Source organism: Ralstonia condita, from assembly GCF_958405655.1.
GTDB classification, from domain to species: Bacteria; Pseudomonadota; Gammaproteobacteria; order Burkholderiales; family Burkholderiaceae; genus Ralstonia; species Ralstonia condita.
The window spans coordinates 591,066-609,702 of the sequence record NZ_CATYWO010000002.1 but is presented as its reverse complement, the minus strand read 5'-3'; the positions used below and the strand labels follow the sequence as shown (position 1 = coordinate 609,702).

Sequence of the window (18,637 nt, the reverse complement as noted above, 5' to 3'; positions counted from 1 at the left end):
ACTGGAGGATGTTCTGCGCTTTCGACAGCGCTTCGCAGCTGCTTCTGCTCCGTGTAAGCCGGGCTGCGTCCGCAGAAACGGGTACGGAATCGAGCTACCCAGGTACCTGATCGTGCCTTGGCCCTGCTTTCCAAAAAAGAAAAGCGCCCCGGAGGGCGCTTACGTTTGAAGCTTCTGCACAGCGGACTATAGGAGGGCCACGTCTAGCCCGAAGCGGCTTTTCAACGCTTCCACCAAGGATTCGCGGGCCGCGCGGTCACTCAGCTTCACGTCCAACATGACGCGGCCGGAATCCCACTCCTTGATTGTGCCTAGTAGATCACCTTCGCTGTTACGAATCTTGTACTGGCGGCTGACTTCCTTGACTTTGCGCGTCCGTCCTTCTTGGGCGATTTTCCGAATCTGCTCCACATCACGGCTTGACAGGCCTTCTTCCAACACGCGATGCACAAGCTCGCGCGTTCGCTCCTCACCCGCACTCTTGCAGTACAGCGTCAGTTCATAGCCAGTCGCAATGCCAATACCAGCCGGACGCTCCTTCATCACGTCAAGCACCGAGTCCGGCAACTTCAGCAGTGCCAAGGTCTTGTTGACGGTACCCGCTGACACGCCGGTAATCTCACAAATATCTTCTTCTTTTTTGACTTTTCCTTCATCTAGCAACTGCCGCCACGCGATGGCGTTATCCAGCACCGACTGCCCCGAGCGCTGCTCATTCAGGACGAAGGAGAGTCGGTAGAAATCGATGTCAGATAAGCCCTCTTCGACAAAGCAATCCATCTCCGCTTTGCCGGCAGCCGCCAAGGCACGTTTGCGATAGTGACCGTCGATGAGGACATACCAACCTGGCTTGCTTGGATGGGGCGCCGCAAGTCCTGGGGTCTGCTGGCCATGCGTGGCAATGGAGGCAGCCCGCTCCTGAACGGTTTGAGGGTCGTAGATACGACGAGCGTTGAGCGGATTTTCGTGTAGCCGGTCCAGCGGAATCTTGATGACGCGCCGCTCGGATGTATTGGCCGACTCGGCACTTTCAGCGCTGAAAGTCGGGGCGGCAGGTTGGCCGAGCAAACCGCGCGGATGCGACACAATGGCTTGCTCTGCGAGCGCAAAGCGATCGACCGGCGCCGCTTTTGTCTTTTCTGCCGCAATCCCGGCCAGCATCCCAGCCTTGAGCGATTTCAGCTTGCCGCTCATACGCGTTCCTCCTGCAACAACTGCAACACTTCATCGACCATGATGTCGACCTCACTGACGGCTTCCCGTGCGCCCGAGACCCCATGTACCGTCGCACCAATGGCTTGGCATTCCCGAAAGGCCGACCGCGAACCGATCATGGATTCCATCAAGGGAATGTCGCCATCATCACCAAGAATTTCGATGGCTTGCTTGGCAAGCGATACCCGGCGCTGGACCATATTCGCCAGCACGCGAATTCTCAGTGTTTCGTTCGTGACTTGGGCCTGCTGCGCCAATGCCTTGGCGGCCACCGCGGCCCATAAGTCGGGAGGCGAGGGCACCACCGGAATCAATGCAATATCCGAAATCAGCAGCGCGCTCGATGAGGAAGGGGAATGCACGGCCGGTGGACAATCGATCACGATATAGTCGTAATCGGCCACGAACTTCCGTACCTCCCTGTGCATCGCTCCGCCCGACGGGGCCAGGCCAATGACGGACGCAGGGAAAGGCTTCTCGTCCGGCGCCTGCGCGGCCCACCGCGTCGCTGTACCCTGCTCGTCCATATCGACCAGCAAGGTCTTGTTGCCCCTCAATCCGAGGGTTCCGGCGATGTGCATGCTGACTGTGGTCTTCCCGCAGCCGCCTTTTTGATTGAATACCGTTACGATCTTGGCGCTCACTCGTCCTCCACTTTCAGCGCTGAAAGTCAGTGCCGCCCATCTTAGGGAAGGGTGGAACAAAACACAAGATCAAAATAAATCAATTCAAACAAATCACAGGGAAGCTTCACACGTACACATGGCATGTTCAACTCGCCTGAATAGAGATATAAATGCGGCCTTTAGCGCATAAGTTCGAACAATTGCGAGCCCATCTTCAGGCGTTCTAGGTGTTTACCAGCGGGTGCATAAAAGCGACATTTTGGAAAAATGCCGCCCATCGACACTGTGGACCAAACTGGTTATGATGATCAGACAGTCGTCTGAAGACTTTGTCTACGCAAGATTCGGAATGAGCCGGACTCTTCGTGCGATGTCCGGATCGGCTGGACGACGTGTTTTTTGTTTTTTTTAAGGAATTTTTGCATGGCCACGGGTACTGTCAAATGGTTTAACGAAACCAAAGGCTTCGGCTTCATCACTCCGGACGGCGGCGGCGCAGATCTGTTCGCGCACTTCTCCGAAATTCAGGGTTCCGGCTTCAAGACCCTGAAGGACGGTCAGAAGGTCTCCTTCGAGGTGAAGCAAGGCCCGAAGGGTCTGCAAGCCTCCGGGATCAGGCCGGAATAAGCATTTCAGGCTGACACGCCAGAAATGAAAAAGGGGAGCTTCGGCTCCCCTTTCTTTTTGCCCTCATCCTTTTGCGTCAAGCCAACTTTCGCACGCTGGTGCGTGAAGGCTGCAGGATCAGGGCTTTGGACGAATCTGCATCGACCTTGGCGTCCGGATAGACGACCAGCACGTCCTTCAACGCCTTGCGAAACAGCGCCCGGAATTTGCGCTCGCTCTCCGTCTCGGTACCGAACTGCATTTGCAGCGCCTCCCACGGTATCTCCGTACGCTTCTGGATGGTGAAGAAGCGATAGGTGAGCCAAGAATAGACGTCCAGCGCGAACGGGGATTGTTTGAGCGCTTTCAGCGCACGCATGTCGACAGGCACGGGCCGATTGACGAGCTCGTTGAAGAACGGCTCCGACAGCACCACGAAACTCTCGAACATCGACCCTTGTCCGGGTTGCATCGGGTCCCACCAGGTCGAGAGCTGATCTGCCAGGAGATAACCGATCCGGTCGATGGATAGCGGCTCCTGATTCTGGTTCTGATTGGGGGCGGACTTGTTCTGCACGATGGCAATCGTCGCCGAGAACAACCGGATCATCTGCTGGCGTACCAGCGTCATGGTCCCCCGCTTGCCCCCGGTCGCCATCGGGATGCCCAGGTTATACATGAACTCGGAAAGCGAGTTGCCGAGCGAGATGCGCCGGTCCTCCACGGTACCCTGGAATTCGCCTCGCTTCTTCTTGGCCATGATTTCCTTGCCGATCCACGCCAGCATCAGCCGGGGATACGAGCCGTAGGGATAGCCGAACGAGACAGTCTCGGAGACGATCCGTTGCCGGCCGTTGCTGGCCCGTTCCGAGCGCTGCTGCGTGAAGTAGCCCGGCTGGATCATGAGGGAGATGTTGCCGCTCGACCGGGTCCATACCGGCGGCGAGCCCTTGGGCGCCCGGTAGGGCAACGTGACCTGCACGCTCGCGCGACTCAGAAAGCCCACTTCGCCGCTTTGCCAGGCGTCTTCACGCTCCATGGCCTGGGCTTCATCGAAGAGCCGCTGAAACTTTTCCGGCGCAGCAATCACCTGTCCTCCCGAAGGGACGATGATGCGGCCGGGTGCGGCGTCTTCCGGCTTCCCGTTGGCTGTCAGGCGTTTGGTGACCATGATGGGCAAGAATTGTTCAAAGCCTTTGTACTAAAACGCCTTCTCCTTGTCACGCAGAATCGGGTACGTTTTCTGATTTTTACTCGTTGCTGGGGGAAGGGCGTCGGTGGGCAACCTGTAGGGTTGTCCACGGAAGACCTTTCCTAACTACCAGCCATATATACCTACTACGTTTACTACAGGTAAACCGTATACGCGCCCCGCAAAGCGTTGCTGGCGCTGGGTTTAGGGGGCAAAAGCGTACTCGATTCTGCGGCGCAGCGAACCTGAATCTGCGAGACAGCGTACCCGCTTCTGCGCATAACCGTACCCGCTTCTGCGCAATCCCCGTACCGGAATCTGCGGGGACAACCTTGAGTTGTCCACAGTGTTATCCACAGAACACGGGCGAAAAATGCCACCCGTTGTGGGCTCTTGGGCCCATCGTACCCGTTTCTGCGGATTCATCGACGGACTTGACCTTTGCACCGGTGTCTTTTTGACTTATGCGTACCCGTTTCTGCGTCCACGTTGGCTGTAACGCCACTGGAAGGCGTACCAGAATCTGCGAGTCTTCCGTGGGTCGGCATCATTTCGGTACCCGTAGGCAAAGACTTTCCATGAAAGCGAGCGCACGCTCTGTCTAGGCACCTGCGCAGACAGGCGTACCCGTTTCTGCGATGTCCACATCGACATGCGGAACGCTGCGCTTGCGCGTTGAGCTCAACAGGCAACGCCTAGGCCTCAAACTTTCATCGCTGAAACCAATGGACGAGGCGGATCAGCTGTTGATCGGCAACGACGTGCGGGCCGTACCTGTTTCTGCGGGTAAAAACCCTTATTCGCCAACGCCTTACAGCGCGGGCTGCAACGGTAGCCGTACCCGTTTCTGCGTATGCCTGCGCAGAAACAGGTACGCTGCTCACGACAATCCTCTCGCAGAAACGGGTTCGCTTGTCTTTTCCGGGCGCGGGGGTGCTACGCAGAAATGGGTACGCGTGCTTATTGCCCCCATAGCTGATGCCCCTGATGGCGGCGGCCCTTATGCGTACCTGTTTCTGCGACATCACGCGCAGAAATGGGTACGCAAATTCGCCTGCAACCTGCTTGCCGGAACCGTTTCGCAGAAACGGGTACGCGTTGCGCCGACAGCCCAGCAGGCGTTCGGGCGGCGATGCACTGCCACGGCCTGTGCAGGTGGCTGGCGTTTCAGGCATCATGCGCGTCCCGCGCGCGGCGCTCTGGCACTTGGCTTGCGCGCTCTCCATCCCTCCCATCGCATGAACAGCATTTCAATCCGTGACGCCCTGCGCCCGGGAATCCTGCCAAGCGTCATGTTGTCCCGCGGGGCACACGCGGCAGAGCATCCGTGTGCCATGCCGAGCCAGCCGGCGATGGCGCTTCACGACAAGAGGAGACAACCGGCATGACCTGGCTTACGCGCTTTTTCAAGCTCAAGGAACACCAGACCGACGTGCGCACCGAGGTGCTCGCCGGCCTGACGACGTTCCTCACAATGGCGTACATCGTCTTCGTGAACCCGAACATCCTGGCCGACGCGGGCATGCCCCACGACGCCGTGTTCGTGGCCACCTGCATCGCTGCCGCCACCGGCACGATCATCATGGGGATGTACGCCAACTATCCGATCGCCATGGCGCCCGGCATGGGGCTGAACGCCTATTTTGCGTATGCGGTGGTCAAAGGCATGGGCTTTACGTGGCAGGCGGCGCTCGGCGCGGTGTTCATTTCGGGCTGCCTGTTCCTGCTGGTGAGCGTATTCCGCATCCGCGAAATGATCGTCAACGGGATTCCGCATTCGATCCGCGTGGCGATCACGGCGGGAATCGGGCTGTTCCTGGGCATCGTGTCGCTGCGGGGTGCCGGCCTGGTCGTCGGCAATCCGGCGACGCTGGTTTCCCTGGGCGATGTGCATCAGCCATCGGTCATTCTCGCCGTGATCGGCTTCTTCCTGATCGTGGCACTGGACCATCTGCGCGTGAAGGGCGCCATCCTGATCGGCATTCTGGCCGTGACGGCAGCGAGCTTCTTCTTTGCCGGCAACACTTTCCACGGGGTGGTGTCGATGCCGCCGTCGCTGACGCCGACGCTGCTCCAGCTCGACATCATGGGCGCGCTCTCGGTTGGCATCCTCAACGTGGTGCTGGTGTTCTTCCTGGTGGAGCTGTTTGACGCGACCGGCACGCTGATGGGCGTGGCCAACCGTGCCGGTCTGCTCAAGCAGGGCAAGATGGACCGTCTGAACAAGGCGTTGCTGGCGGACAGCACGGCCATCATGGCCGGGTCGCTGCTGGGCACGTCGTCCACCCCGGCCTACATCGAAAGCGCGTCCGGGGTGCAAGCCGGAGGCCGCACGGGCCTGACCGCACTGACGGTTGCGGTGCTGTTTCTGCTGTGCCTGTTCTTCTCGCCGCTGGCCGGGGTGGTACCGGCGTACGCCACCGCGCCCGCGCTGCTGTACGTGTCCTGCCTGATGCTGCGCGAACTGGTGGACCTGAACTGGGAGGACACCACCGAAGCCGTGCCGGCCGTGCTGACCGCGCTGATGATGCCGTTCACCTATTCGATTGCCAATGGTGTCGCGTTTGGCTTCATCACCTACTCGGGCCTCAAGCTATTTACCGGCCGTGCCCGCGAGGTGCCGATCATCGTGTGGATCATCTCGGCCGTGTTTCTGTTCCGATTCTTCTATCTGTCGGGCGGACACTGAGTGCCTTGCCTGGCAGAAAAACGCGGACCGTTGCGTCCGCGTTTTTTTGCCAGCTACCAAGCCGTACCCGTTTCTGCGACCGACGATGGGCCCGGGCGTACCCGTTTCTGCGTGCTATTGCCAGCGCCCGTACTTCGGAGCGTACCTACTTCTGCGTACGAAGTTAGCGACAACTGTCTGCTAGATGCCCGTGCCATGGGGGCTTGGTGCAGTGTGCTCCCGAAGGGCCCGTCTGGCTTGCGTACCCGTTTCTGCGTCGTGTGTGGAGGCGTGTCAGGCCGAGGGCGTGGCCAGTTTGCGGGCCGCGTCGGCGATGCTGGCGGCCAGGTCGGCTTCACGTGCGCGTACGGCGACCGCCGGCAATGCGGCGAGGCCCAGTGCACGGGCAACGTCGGCAGCGGCCTCTCCGGCGGCGAGCCGCTCGCGCAGATGCGCCGTGCGTACACCCCGCAGCGAGGCATGCGCCAGACGTGCTGCGGCATCGGGCTGACCCATGGCTCGTGCGTAGTCGACCGCCTCGCTCAGCATGGCTTTGACGATCAGCAGCAGTTGCGAGCGTGAAGCGAGGCCTTTGCGTTCGCCGAAGTCACGGCGCAGCGAAGGGGAATCGATGATGCTGCCGTCTGCGCGTCGTGGCGACCGCCTGCGCACCGAGAGAAGCAACGGCGTGGCTTCGTTAGGCAGCGGCAGCGGCGACAGGCCGAACGCCGTACGGTATTCGCGCAACGCACCCATGATCGCGTCGCACGGCAGCCAGCGCTGAGAGCGTCCGCTACCCGCGCGGAGCAGCCAGACTGACGCGGGCAGGGAGGCATCGGGTGCCGCGTCGGCGGGCGGTACCGCGTGCAATGCCACATCGCCCATGCGTGCGGCGACCAGCTCCGCTACCCGCAGGCTGGCGTGCGCGAGCAGGACTGCCAGGAAGTGGTCGCGTGCCTGCCGCAGCCGCGCTTCGCGGCCCAGAGCCACGCGCGCCCGCACCGCATCGACGATCAGCCCCATGTCGGCAGCGCTCAGGCGCGATTGTGGCTGCGTCGGTGTCGCGCCGGCAATGGACGCCTCCGTTGCGGTTCCCGTTCCCGCTTCCGGAGGCGGGACGGTGATGACGATGGCGTCATCGTCGAGAAATGGGTTCGCGCGCAGATATCCGGCACGCTGAAGCCATCCGCAGAGGTTGGCGGCAATGATGCTGCATTGTCGGGTGGAGCGCGCGGAAAGCGCGCCTCGCAGCGGCGTCCAGTTGACATCGCTGCGATCGATGCCGCGCGCACTGATTGCCCACGGCGGCGGATCTTGCAAAAAGCGCAGATAGGTGAGCGCGTCTTCACGCTGCCAGGCGGCGATCGGCTTGCCAACGGTGCGCGCATACCAGCACACGCGATCCGCTTCCACGCGGTATTGCGACAGTGTCGACGCGCCAACCGCACGGGCGCCTGAAGCGCGCGCATCGAGCCAAGCCTGCACACGTTCGCGCTCCAGTGCAAACGCCTGCGGATCCGCTTGGGAGGCCGCATGGTGAGGGAGGGGCGCGGCGTTTGCCGGACGCGGATCGAACATGCTGAAAGGTCGGTCGAGGTGACAAGCACGGATCGCGCAAGTATAGCGAGACGCATTGACGCGCAGCCGCATGCGCCGTCCCAGCACAGCGAATCAACAGGCGCGGGCACGCGGCCTGCTCGGTGGTCTGCGTCGCACGCGTGTCGGAGTGTCTCCGACATGACGTTCGGAGCAGGATCGATAGGCGTGCCGTCAAGTGCGCGGCTATCGTTTGCTCCCACGCGTCGACAACAACGTACACGGGCCGGCAGATCATGCGGCCCGCTTCAAGACGCTTTCCTCGAGGTGCAAGATGAAGATGCAGATCAAGAAGATCGCAGCCGTGCTGCTGTTGGGTTCGCTCGGTATGCTCGCGGCGTGTGGCGGCGGCAGTGATGACATTGGCCAGATCATCGGTACCAGCTCACCGCAGTACCGGACGATGCACGTCAATCCATTCATTGGTAACGTGGACTTCGGGGTCAACGGCACCACCAGGATCGCCAATGTCGGCTTCAAGAACGTTAGCAACTATTTCGGTATCGATGCCGTTGCGACGACCGCCACAGTGTCAAACGCTGGCAGCGCGACACCGCTTGCTTCGGCCAATTTCAATCCGGCCAACGGTCATCGCTATACGGCGCTTGCCATCGTAGGCGCCACGGCCTCGGCCACCAGCCTGGCGATCATCGATGATCCATATGACAAATCGATTCTCTCGGACAAGGCGCGTGTGCGTACCTTCAACGCCGCGTACAACGCCCCCAATGTCGATGTCTACGTGACGGCGCCGAACGCAGATATTTCGGCTGTGCCACCGACCATGGGCGGCGCCGCATACGGTAGCGCGTCGCCTGCCAGCACACAGGATTCCATCTATGTGGACGGTGGCACGTACGAGATACGCGTGACGACGGCCGGCACAAAGAGCGTCATCTTCGCCTCGCAGCCATTCAGCCTGGCCAACAATGCGGACTGGCTGATCACCACGCTGCCCGCAGGCGGCGCGGGCACGGTCACCCCCAACGCCATCCGCGTGCTCGTGGCCCAGGCCAACGGCGCATCGCAAACGGCTTCCGAATTACCCGCGCAGTAAGCTTTCACGTAGCACGACGCGGTGCCCAGGCACCGCTTTTTTTTCTTGCGCGGGCCGGGAATGAAAACTGCTAAGCAAAGTCGCGGTGAGCACATCTGTATCCGGCCTGCTGGCACCGGCACACCGCGTGCCGCAGGCGCGTGTCGTTTTCTTTGGCGGGAAGCTTCTCGACGTGTTCTGGATTGATGATCCGTTGACGGGAACACGCTTGCACGTCAGCGCAGCAGCGCAGACCTGGGGCGTACGGGCTGAGTCCTTGTGTGGCGATCGCGAGCAGTGGCTGGCCCACGTGCATCCCGACGACCACGCGGCCCTGCGCGCGGCATGGGACGGCCTGGCTCGCGGGCAGGACTTCGTGCTCGAGTACCGGTGGATCGGCGTCGATCACCGGGAGCAGCGCGTGCGCGAGCGTGGCTACCTGATGCCGTCGCCCAACGGCGGGCCCGCCCACGCCGTCGGCGTGATCGAAGACGTGACGCAGCGCCAGCAAACGCTGACCGCACTCACCGAATCGGAATTCCAACTGCAGTGGTTGACCGAGAGCGTGCCGTTTCCGCTGGTGCAGATCGATCCGGAGCACCGCGTGCGCTTTGCGAACCGGGCGTATGCGCAGCGCTTTGGCATGCTGCCCGACGCGGTGGTTGGTTCGCATCTGCGGGCGGTGATGGGCGAGGCAGCGTATGCGCGCATCCTCGCCCATCTGGGTGAGGGCTTCGCGGGCCGGCGCGTCGATTTCGAAATCGAACTGCCGTACCCGGAGGACATTGGCTCGCGCTTCGTCCACGCAGCCTATTCGCCGCAACAGGGGCCCGACGGGAGCGTGCAGGCCCTCGTATGTCTGGAGGAGGACATCACCGAGCGCAAGGAGGCCGAGCGCGAGCGCTACCGCCACCAGCGCGAATTCGTCACGCTTGTCGAGAATGCACCGGACGTGATCGCACGGCTTGATCGGGACCTGCATTGCGTCTACGTCAACTGCGCGGTGATCCATGCCTTTGGTGTGACGCCGGCCGCCATGACAGGCCGCACGCTGTCGGCATCACCCTTGCCCGCGACGGTTGCCGGCCCGCTGGACGCAGCGGCGCGGCTGGCATTCACCACGGGCGCCGAGCAGACGCTCACGCTGCACCTGGATGCCGGGGAGCGTCGCACCGGCATCGCACATTACAACGTGCGCGTGATTCCAGAGGAGGACCGCACTGGCACCATCGAATCTGCGATGCTGATCGTGTACGACGTCACCGAGCGCACCGAGGCGGAGCGCGAACGCGATGCGCTGTTGCTGCGCGAGCAGACGGCGCGTGCGCACGCCGAGGCGGCCACCCTGGCGCGCGACCAGTTTCTCGCAGTGGTGTCGCACGAACTGCGCTCACCGCTCAACGGGATCCAGAACTGGACCTATGTGCTGGAGAACCAGTTGTCTGACGGCTCACCGCTCGTGCAACGCGCGCTGGCCGGCATCAAGACCGGCGTAGAGCAGCAGGTACGGCTGATCGAGGACCTGCTTGACGCTACGCGCGTCATGAGCGGCAAGTTGCGCCTGACGCGCGAGCCATTCGTTCTGAGCCTCGCGATCGAGCGTGCGCTCAACAGTGTGCGCGCGCTGGCTGCGGAGCGCGGCATTACGCTGCATGTGGCCAGCCTGCTTGAAGCGCATGAAATCGATGGTGACGCAGATCGCGTCGAGCAGATCGTCTGGAACCTGCTGACCAACGCCATCAAGTTCACGCACGAAGGCGGTGATGTATGGCTGTCAGCGGACCTCGTGGGCGAGGTCGCCCGGATCGTGGTGCGTGACAACGGGCGCGGCATCGGGCCCGCATTCCTGCCCTATCTGTTCGATCCATTCCGGCAGGCCGATGGTGCGCACACCCGCCGCACCGGCGGTCTCGGCCTGGGGCTTGCGCTGGTCAAGCGCCTGACCGAGCTGCATGGCGGACGCGTGCATGCCCATAGCGATGGCGAGCGCAGCGGCGCGGTCTTCACGGTTTATCTGCCGCTGCATGCCGGAGCCGAGTTGACACCGCCGCTCGCCGAGGACCTTGCGCGCAGCGGCCCGCTTCCGTCGCTGGCGGGCTTGCGTGTGCTGCTCGTCGATGATCAGCAAGACGCGCGCGATGCGCTTGCCACGCTGCTGGCGCAAGTCGGTGCCGACGTGGCCAGCGTGGGGTCGGGCCAGGAAGCCATGACGCAGCTCGACACGTGGGGTGTGCCGGCGCGGCCGCGGGCCGTGGTGTGCGACATCGCCCTGCCTGATGAAGACGGTTACGCGATCCTGCAGAAGATCCGTACCTGGGAGCGGCTGCACGTGCCAGCGGGCGCCTCCCCAATCGCAGCCATTGCCCTGACGGCCTTTGCCCAGCCAGACGATCGCGCGCGTGCGCTGGCGAGCGGTTTTCAGGAGCACCTGGTCAAGCCCGTGTCGCCTTATGACCTGGTGCGTACGTTGCGCAACCTGGCCGCGCCCTGAGATGCCGCGCCCGCGCGGAACAGGGCGCACCACGTTCCTTGCCATGTCCGACCCGCTTCCGACCCACTCGACGCAGGCGCCTCCAGGCCCCGGGCCGGCGCCCCAGCCGACGCTATTGACCGGCCTCCAGCAGCCGGCGTGGCGGCTGGCGATGGTGCTGGTCGCCATTGGCGGCACGCTGGTCTTCCTGCAGTGGGCCCGCGTGTTCCTGGTGCCGCTTACGTTTGGTGTGGTGCTCGCATTTGCGCTGAATCCGCTGGTGGTACGCCTGCAGCATTGGTATGTGCCGCGCCCCGTGGCAGCGGCTGTCATCGTGCTTGGCTTGTGGCTCGCAGGCGGTGCGGTGGTCTTCGGCATGCAGGATGGCGTGTCTGCCGTGGCCGAGCGCGTTCCGCTGGCGGCAGAGCGCATGGCTGAATCGGTCGATCGGGTCCGTGATCGCCTGAGCGGTGCAGTGGACAAGATGCGGCAAGTGACGACGGCCGTCGAGCATGCGACCGAAGGCGTGCCGGCCAAGCCGCCGTCGCAGCCTGCACGGCGTCCGGCGGCAGCCGCGCCACCCGCGCCACACGACACGCTGCCGGTATTGCCCCTGCGCGAGTTCGTGTGGACAGGATCGGCCAGCCTGTTTGCCCTGGCCGGGCAACTGGTGGTGGTCTCGTTCCTCGTGTACTTCCTGCTCGCTTCCGGGCAGGCGCTCAAGCGCAAATGGGTACGGGCGGTTGGTCGCACCCTGAGCGAGAAGAAGCGGGCGGTGCGGATGATGGCCGGGATCGGCACCCAGATCCAATACTCGCTGCTGGTGCTCTTCGCCAGCAACATCATGCTGGGGATCCTGACGGCCGTGGCCTTTGCGCTTCTGGGTATGGACGACGCGACGGTGTGGGGCCTGGCGGCGGCCGTGTTGCACTTCGTGCCGTACCTCGGTTCGGTCGTGATGGTGGTGGCCAGCGGCATCGGCGCCTATCTGCAGATGGGCACCTGGGCGGATGCGTTGATCGTGGCGGGAACGACCCTCGTGTTTGCCACGCTGGTCGGCACGTTGCTCATGACCTGGCTGCAGAGCCGTGCGTCCAAGCTGGACCCGTGCGTGGTCTATATCGGGTTGCTGCTGTGGGGCTGGCTGTGGGGAGTGTGGGGGTTGCTGCTGGGGACCTCTGTCACGGCAATGATCAAGGTGGTGTGCGATCACGTCGAGCGGCTGCGCCCGCTTGGCGTCCTGCTTGGCACGACCGACGCGCCCGCGGGGGTATGGCAACGCCTGCTCGATCGTCTGCGCGGCAGGCCGACACGGCGCCGGCAAGGCGCGCCGCGGCGTTGAGCTGGTGGTTGGGCAGCAAGCGTTACAAGCGGCGATGTAACCGTTACGCGACAAGCGCGATCCCTGCATCGGCAACGGTCGGCCGCCGTGCCCCGAGCGTCAGGCGTGGCGGGCCGGCCATGCCGGACGGCAAGCGCCTGAATGCCTGGCACGTCAGTTGCGGTTTGCATGACATCTTCAGTTCGTCCGCAGGAGGGCGTCATGATCCCGCATCGAGATGCTGTCGTCTGCGGCGCCAACCAGCGCGACGCAACGTCCGCAGGCGCCAGTCCGCCGCGCCCGCCAGCCGCAGAACGGGAAGAATGCGTTGACGCCGTATTGGGCAAGCCCGAGCAGGACATACCGGAGCGCAGAACGGCAGACCGCCCGCCGCATGCGCGCGATGAGCGGCTCGAGGCACAGCGCTCCGGCCCGCGCGCCGATATCGAACAGGCCGCGCGCGACATCGACAGCGGGCAGCTCGACACCGATCTGCACAACACTCCCGGGGTTGAGCGCGTGGTGCGCGAACACCATGCAGCCAACCGTGAAGATCCCGATCGGCGGGTTGCCAACCGCAGTGCGGACGACCTGGCCGACAAGCGCAACGAGGCCGGCAGGCCCGGCCCCAGTCGCGCAGAACGCAAGCCCTGAACGCCATCATGCGCATCGCCTACGTGACCGAGACCTGGCCTCCCGAACTCAACGGCGTATCGCTCACGGCTGCGCGGACGGTGGCGTTTCTGCGCGCCCGGGAGCACGACGTGATGCTGGTGCGGCCCCGTCAGCGAGTCATCGATACGGGCCAGCCGCCGCTTTCCGGCGGCACACTGCGCGTCAGGGGGATGCCCATTCCACGCTATCCGGCGCTGCGCATGGGCCTGCCTGCGCGCCGCGGTCTTGTGCGCGCATGGCGGGCGTATCGGCCGGACCTGGTGCACGTGGCCACCGAGGGACCGCTGGGCTGGTCGGCGATTCGCGCGGCCCGGCAACTGGGCGTGCCCGTGACCTCGGACTTCCGCACGCGCTTCGATGAGTACGGCCGCCACTACGCCTGGGACGGTGCGGCGGCGCTGGTGCGCGCTTACCTCCGCGCATTCCACAATCGCACCGACCGCACGTTCGTGCCAACGCGTGAGTTGCAGCGCCAATTGCGTGCGTTGGCCTTCGAGCGCCTCAGCATCAGCACGCGCGGTGTCGATGCGCGCCAGTTCGCGCCGCACCATCGGAGCGAGGCGCTACGTGCACAGTGGCATGCCGCGGACGATGCGCCGGTCGTGCTGACGGTCGGGCGGCTGGCGGTGGAGAAGAATCTCGGGGTGGCGCTGGACGCATTCGATGCGATTCGGCACAACGTGCCCGGTGCCCGCCTGGTCATGGTGGGCGACGGCCCGCTGCGGCGGGTGTTGCAGCAGCGCTGCCCTGAAGCGGTGTTTGCCGGCATGCAGCAAGGACAGGCACTGGCCGCGCATTACGCGTCGGCGGATCTGTTTCTCTTTCCGAGCCTGACCGAAACCTTCGGAAATGTGGTCGTTGAAGCCATGGCCAGCGGCCTGCCCGTGGTGGCGTTCGATACCGCCGCTGCTGGCATGCACGTGCGCAGCGGCGAGAACGGCCTGCTCGTTCCCGTCGGCGACGCAGGCGCCTTCGTGCGTGCCGCCACTGAGCTTGCGGCAGACGCGGCCCTGTGCTGTCGTCTCGGCGGTGCTGCCCGGCAGACCGCTCAGACGCTTGACTGGCCGCGCGTGCTCGAGCGCTTTGAAGCGGCGCTCATGGCCGTTCACCACGCGGCCGTTGCCGGGGGGGCCTACCATGGCGACCCACGTCTGGCCTGACTGGAAGCGCTGGCGCGAGCGCGACCGGCGGCTTGCCGTTGCGCTCAACAACGTCGCCGGCGATCCGTCCGTCATGCGCTTCTATCGTGGCGTCAGTCGCCTGGGCGACGGCATGCTGTGGTACGCGCTGATGGCTGCCCTGCCCGTCGTTGGTGGCGATACCGGCTGGGAATGCGCCAAGCAGATGGGTCTCACGGGGCTGCTGTCGCTGGTCATCTACATCGTGCTCAAGCGCGGCGTGTGCCGGCCGAGGCCGTATCTGTCCTGTGAAGAGATCCATCTGTGCGGGCGCGTGCTCGATCAGTTCAGCTTTCCGTCGGGGCATACGCTGCATGCCGTGTCGTTCAGCATCGTGATGGCGGCGTACTACCCGCGCATGGCCCTGGCTCTGGCGCCATTCACCCTCATGGTGGCGCTGTCGCGCGTGATACTCGGCCTGCATTATCCGAGCGATGTGCTCGCCGGCGCGGGGCTCGGCGTGCTGATCGGCGGGTTATCGGTGTGGCTGTTCTAGGCAGGGCTAGTACGACGTCTGCGGATGGCCGGCGGATGCGGTTTCCGGGCCGCTCATCCACGCCTGCGTGAACACCTGCGCAAAGCCGTTCTTGGTGACGGGCGTGCGCGTCTCCAGGCTCGACGCGAGCAGCTCCTGCCAATGGCGGATGACATCCGGATGGGCGGCATCGGCCGGATGCAGGCCGAGGCGGAGCACTGGCAGATTCGCATGCTGCCGGGCCAGCCACTGCAGGTAGTAGCGCGAAACCAGTCGCCGCGCAGGGGTGCGGACGCTGTAGGTCAGGCATGGTGCAGCGAGTGCGCGTGTCGGGTGCAGCAGAAAGAAGCGCCGCAGCGTCGTCGTATAGCGCAGCGGCAATCCGTCGAGCGCCTGCCACGTGGCGGCGTTCATCAACCACGCCGGGGCGACGAAGCCGTGCAGCGGCCAACCGTTAGCGGCAAACCAGGCGGCTCCGGCCTCGATCCGGTGGCGAGCGGCCGCGAGCGGTATGGCAGCGAACTCGCCCTCGCCGGCCGTGTACCGGGTGCGGATCAGTTGATCGAGGATGCCGCCGGGCGGCTGATCGTCCAGATGCGCATAGCCGTGCAGCACGAGTTCGTCGCCTTCTGCCAGGCATTCGCTCATCAAGCGGCAGAAGCGGTCGCTGTTGCGTGCGGTCGGGCCACGATAGAAGTTCGGAATGACCAGCAGGGATTTCGGTACCCGGCACACCTCATCCAGCGCGTTCAGCAGGACCTTGCATGCCGGCCACGTGGCCGGTGTGACATCGTGCATGGCGAGAATGAGGTAGCGTGACATGATGGGCTGCCGGTCTGCTTATCGGATGCGCGCGGTACGTGGGCGCACGCGCGTGACATGAAGTGGGTCGCTGGCAGCGCTCGCCTGCCGCCCCAGCAGCGCCAGGTAGCGGCGCAGCAACTGCGGCAACACGGCGCGCCAGTCATAATGCATGGCGTGCCGGCGCGCGGCATGCGCGAGCGCGACCGGATCGCGCCGCCGCAGGGCGTGCAGCGCCTGGGCGAAATCGTCGGCGCTGCAGCGTGGCACCGCATAGCCGACGTGCTCATCCACCAGTTCACCCAGGCCGCCTGCCGCGCAGGCGACGACGGGTAGGCCGCTGGCCATCGCTTCCAGCGCGACCAGCCCGAAGGTCTCCTGGTCGCCTGCATGGACGAACGCATCGGCGCTGGCCATGGCCGCCGCCAGTTGCTGGGCATCGCCCTCGTAGGGCAGCGCGCGCACGTGCCTGCCGCGCGGCGGTGTCGGGCCGGAACCGATCGTGACCAGCAGGGTCCCGTCGTCGAGCCTGTCGACCGCGTCGCACAGCACGTGCAGGTTCTTTTCCGGGGCATAGCGGCCGACATAGAGGAGCACGCGCGCATCGCGGGGCAGGCCGAGTTGCGCCCGCCAGCGCAATGACCGCCGCGCCGGATGAAACAGGCGCGTGTCGACGCCCAAGGGTTGCAGTTCAACCTGCTGTACGCCCAGCTCAGCGACCTTCTGCGCGACGTAGCGGCTCGGCGCGAAGACGGTGTCGAAATGCGGATACAGCCTGCGCGCATAGGCCGCCGCGAAGTGTTCGGCAGGTGCGCCGCCCAATCGACGGAAGAAGGCCGGCAAGTCTGAGTGGCAGAAGGCCGCCACCGGTACCCCAAGGCGAGCGCCCGCGCGCAGCGCGGCCCACGACAACCGATACGGATCGCCCGCTTCGATGAGATCCGGCGACAGCGCGCACAAGGCCCGCTCGGCAGGTCCCGCGCGCAGCGGAATACGATAGCCATGCGACAGCGGCAGCGGCACTCCGGGCACCACCGCGATGGCGTTCGTCGCATCCTCCGCGATGCCTGGCACGACCAGCGTGTGCCGCCAGTGCGTGGAGCGGAGGAAATCGTGCTTGGCGCGCAGATAGCGCTTGACGCCTCCGCTTTCCGCCGCCCAGAACATCGTCACGTCGGCCAGGTGGAGCGACGCCTCGGCAGCGTCGTTCATAGCGTGGTCGATCGGCAGCTTGCGCACGGCGGTCCTCCGGGGGATGCGCGGGGTCAGACCTGGCGGCGCATTTCCGCCGGCGCAATGCGCATCAGCCCACGGTACTTGGCGACCGTGCGGCGCGCGACGATCACACCCTGCTCGGCCAGTATCTTGGCCAGCGACACGTCGGAGAGCGGTGCGTCGGCGTCTTCGGCCTCGATCATCTCCTTGAGCAGCGCCCGCACCGAGGCAGCCGAGCATGCGCCGCCCGTGTCGGTGGCCAGTTGCCGGGAGAAGAAATACTTGAATTCGAAGATACCGCGCGGCGTGGCCATGTACTTGTTGCCGGTCGCGCGTGAAATGGTGGACTCATGCAAGCCCAGCTCTTCGGCCACATCGCGCAGCACCAGCGGTTTCATGGCCACTTCGCCGTACTCCAGGAAATGCTTCTGATGCGCGACGATCGCCTCCGCCACGCGTTGGATCGTGGCGAAGCGCTGCTGCGCGTTGCGGATGAGCCAGCGCGCTTCCTGCAGCTGGTGCGCCAGCGGTGTGCGATGGTAGCCGCGCGTCTGGGCAAACAGTTCGGCATAGACCTTGTTGATGCGCGCGCAGGGCGCTACCGCCGGGTTGGTCACCGCGATCCACTTGCCCCGGATCTTGGCGACGATCACATCGGGCACGATGTAGCCCGCGTGTGCTTGCGAGAAGCGCAGTCCCGGGCGTGGGTCGAGCATGCGAATGAGCGCGCAGGCATCGCGAAGCTCATCTTCCGTGCAGCCGAGCGCGCGGCGCATCTGTGTGAATTCGCGCTTGGCGAGGCGGGGCAGGTGGCTGCGCACGATGTCGTGGGCGACCTCCTGGATGCGCTCCTCGGCCTCGGTGTCGGCGGGCCGCGCCTCGATCTGCAGACGCAGGCATTCAGACAGGTCGCGCGCCGCCACGCCCGGGGGATCGAGGCTCTGCACGAGCGCCAGGGCGATCTGCATTTCCTTCTCGGTTGGCGGAGGTTCCACCGGCGCAAGCGGAATGAGTTCGGAGAGCAGTTGGCGCAGGTAGCCGTCGTCGTCAAGCGCCTCGATCACCGTCTGCCCCAGCAGGCAATCACGCTGCGACAGGCGGTAGCTGCGCAACTCCTGGTGCAGATGTTCGCGCAGGCTTGGCGTGGCGTGCACCCATTCGCCAATGTCGCTGTCTTCGCCGTCGCCATGGTGTGCGCCGCCATGGCTGTAGTACGTGCCGAAATCGGCAGGAAACTCATCTGCTGTGGCAAGCGCCGGGTCGGTCTCGATGGCGCTCGTGGTGGTTTCCAGCGGCAATGCTTCGGACGGCGTGTGGTCGGTGCCGCTGCCATCCAGGTCTGCCGGGCCGGGCAGGTCGTTCGCACGGGTCGCATCCGGCTGCGCACCGGCTTCTTGCTCGACCTCCTCCAGGAACGGGTTGCTTGCGAGCGCTTCTTGCATTTCCTGCGCAAATTCGGTTGCGGATAACTGCAGCAGCTTGACGGACTGCTGCAGCCGCGGCGTCAGCGCGAGATGCTGCTTCGCACGCATTTCCAGAGCGGCCTTGACCATTCGCCTTGCC

Annotated in this window: 15 protein-coding genes; 8 read left to right on the top strand and 7 right to left on the bottom strand. The window is 64.4% G+C overall.

All coding sequences use genetic code 11. The features are described from left to right. Positions 1-186 precede the first annotated feature (186 nt). Complete coding sequence (locus R2N03_RS09360; RefSeq protein WP_012429946.1) at positions 187-1,194, bottom strand: ParB/RepB/Spo0J family partition protein; 1,008 nt, start codon at positions 1,192-1,194, stop codon at positions 187-189. Continuing rightward, positions 1,191-1,859 (bottom strand): AAA family ATPase, encoded by a 669-nt coding sequence (locus R2N03_RS09355; protein ID WP_316657325.1) that lies wholly within the window; start codon positions 1,857-1,859, stop codon positions 1,191-1,193. Before R2N03_RS09355 ends, R2N03_RS09360 begins: the two co-directional genes overlap by 4 nt. A gap of 405 nt (positions 1,860-2,264) precedes the next feature. Between R2N03_RS09355 and R2N03_RS09350 the strand changes: the two genes are divergently transcribed. Beyond that, positions 2,265-2,468 (top strand): cold-shock protein, encoded by a 204-nt coding sequence (locus tag R2N03_RS09350; protein ID WP_012429944.1) that lies wholly within the window; start codon positions 2,265-2,267, stop codon positions 2,466-2,468. Positions 2,469-2,544: 76 nt separating this feature from the next. On the opposite strand, the gene R2N03_RS09345 is transcribed toward R2N03_RS09350, so the two are convergent. After that, positions 2,545-3,618 carry a replication protein RepA gene (locus R2N03_RS09345; RefSeq protein WP_316657324.1) on the bottom strand — a complete coding sequence of 358 codons (1,074 nt, stop codon included), beginning with the start codon at positions 3,616-3,618 and terminating at the stop codon, positions 2,545-2,547. Between the two features lie 1,405 nt (positions 3,619-5,023). On the opposite strand from R2N03_RS09345, the gene R2N03_RS09340 reads away from it, so the two are divergent. Beyond that, positions 5,024-6,328 (top strand): NCS2 family permease, encoded by a 1,305-nt coding sequence (locus tag R2N03_RS09340; protein WP_316657323.1) that lies wholly within the window; start codon positions 5,024-5,026, stop codon positions 6,326-6,328. A gap of 273 nt (positions 6,329-6,601) precedes the next feature. Here the strand turns inward: R2N03_RS09340 and R2N03_RS09335 are convergent, their stop codons facing one another. Beyond that, positions 6,602-7,885: a hypothetical protein gene (locus tag R2N03_RS09335; protein ID WP_012429941.1), complete on the bottom strand. Its 1,284-nt coding sequence runs from the start codon at positions 7,883-7,885 to the stop codon at positions 6,602-6,604. Between the two features lie 292 nt (positions 7,886-8,177). On the opposite strand from R2N03_RS09335, the gene R2N03_RS09330 reads away from it, so the two are divergent. The 6 genes from R2N03_RS09330 (at position 8,178) to R2N03_RS09305 (ending at position 15,079) form a co-directional block, all read left to right on the top strand. After that, complete coding sequence (locus R2N03_RS09330) at positions 8,178-8,960, top strand: DUF4397 domain-containing protein (protein ID WP_012429940.1); 783 nt, start codon at positions 8,178-8,180, stop codon at positions 8,958-8,960. An 85-nt stretch (positions 8,961-9,045) separates the two neighbouring features. Continuing rightward, positions 9,046-11,430, top strand: coding sequence for a hybrid sensor histidine kinase/response regulator (locus R2N03_RS09325; RefSeq protein WP_012429939.1), 2,385 nt, complete (start codon positions 9,046-9,048; stop codon positions 11,428-11,430). 43 nt (positions 11,431-11,473) lie between these two features. Then, positions 11,474-12,751, top strand: a complete 1,278-nt coding sequence (locus R2N03_RS09320; RefSeq protein WP_316657322.1) for an AI-2E family transporter — start codon at positions 11,474-11,476, stop codon at positions 12,749-12,751. Positions 12,752-12,952: 201 nt separating this feature from the next. Next, complete coding sequence (locus R2N03_RS09315; RefSeq protein WP_012429937.1) at positions 12,953-13,384, top strand: hypothetical protein; 432 nt, start codon at positions 12,953-12,955, stop codon at positions 13,382-13,384. 8 nt (positions 13,385-13,392) lie between these two features. Further along, positions 13,393-14,565, top strand: a complete 1,173-nt coding sequence (locus tag R2N03_RS09310; RefSeq protein ID WP_012429936.1) for a glycosyltransferase family 4 protein — start codon at positions 13,393-13,395, stop codon at positions 14,563-14,565. Next, on the top strand, positions 14,543-15,079 hold the full coding sequence (locus R2N03_RS09305) for a phosphatase PAP2 family protein (RefSeq protein WP_012429935.1): 537 nt from the start codon (positions 14,543-14,545) through the stop codon (positions 15,077-15,079). The genes R2N03_RS09310 and R2N03_RS09305 overlap by 23 nt, the downstream gene beginning before the upstream one ends. 6 nt (positions 15,080-15,085) lie before the next feature. Here the strand turns inward: R2N03_RS09305 and R2N03_RS09300 are convergent, their stop codons facing one another. Genes R2N03_RS09300 through R2N03_RS09290 form a run of 3 tightly spaced genes read right to left on the bottom strand, consistent with a single transcriptional unit; the run spans position 15,086 to position 18,627 of the window. Continuing rightward, positions 15,086-15,880, bottom strand: coding sequence for a DUF2334 domain-containing protein (locus R2N03_RS09300; protein ID WP_316657321.1), 795 nt, complete (start codon positions 15,878-15,880; stop codon positions 15,086-15,088). 18 nt (positions 15,881-15,898) lie between these two features. Further along, a complete protein-coding gene (locus R2N03_RS09295; protein WP_015855693.1) occupies positions 15,899-17,098 on the bottom strand; it encodes a glycosyltransferase in 1,200 nt (399 codons plus the stop codon). A 26-nt stretch (positions 17,099-17,124) separates the two neighbouring features. Beyond that, positions 17,125-18,627, bottom strand: coding sequence for an RNA polymerase factor sigma-54 (locus R2N03_RS09290; RefSeq protein ID WP_316657320.1), 1,503 nt, complete (start codon positions 18,625-18,627; stop codon positions 17,125-17,127). Between the last annotated feature and the right edge of the window lie 10 nt (positions 18,628-18,637).

Excerpts from the sequence above, each read along its gene's own strand:
- R2N03_RS09360 (WP_012429946.1), bottom strand. The coding sequence starts at position 1,194 with ATGAGCGGCAAGCTGAAATCGCTCAAGGCTGGGATGCTGGCCGGGATT.
- R2N03_RS09350 (WP_012429944.1), top strand. The coding sequence starts at position 2,265 with ATGGCCACGGGTACTGTCAAATGGTTTAACGAAACCAAAGGCTTCGGC.
- R2N03_RS09345 (WP_316657324.1), bottom strand. The coding sequence starts at position 3,618 with ATGGTCACCAAACGCCTGACAGCCAACGGGAAGCCGGAAGACGCCGCA.
- R2N03_RS09340 (WP_316657323.1), top strand. The coding sequence starts at position 5,024 with ATGACCTGGCTTACGCGCTTTTTCAAGCTCAAGGAACACCAGACCGAC.
- R2N03_RS09335 (WP_012429941.1), bottom strand. The coding sequence starts at position 7,885 with ATGTTCGATCCGCGTCCGGCAAACGCCGCGCCCCTCCCTCACCATGCG.
- R2N03_RS09330 (WP_012429940.1), top strand. The coding sequence starts at position 8,178 with ATGAAGATGCAGATCAAGAAGATCGCAGCCGTGCTGCTGTTGGGTTCG.
- R2N03_RS09320 (WP_316657322.1), top strand. The coding sequence starts at position 11,474 with ATGTCCGACCCGCTTCCGACCCACTCGACGCAGGCGCCTCCAGGCCCC.
- R2N03_RS09315 (WP_012429937.1), top strand. The coding sequence starts at position 12,953 with ATGATCCCGCATCGAGATGCTGTCGTCTGCGGCGCCAACCAGCGCGAC.
- R2N03_RS09310 (WP_012429936.1), top strand. The coding sequence starts at position 13,393 with ATGCGCATCGCCTACGTGACCGAGACCTGGCCTCCCGAACTCAACGGC.
- R2N03_RS09305 (WP_012429935.1), top strand. The coding sequence starts at position 14,543 with ATGGCGACCCACGTCTGGCCTGACTGGAAGCGCTGGCGCGAGCGCGAC.
- R2N03_RS09300 (WP_316657321.1), bottom strand. The coding sequence starts at position 15,880 with ATGTCACGCTACCTCATTCTCGCCATGCACGATGTCACACCGGCCACG.
- R2N03_RS09290 (WP_316657320.1), bottom strand. The coding sequence starts at position 18,627 with ATGGTCAAGGCCGCTCTGGAAATGCGTGCGAAGCAGCATCTCGCGCTG.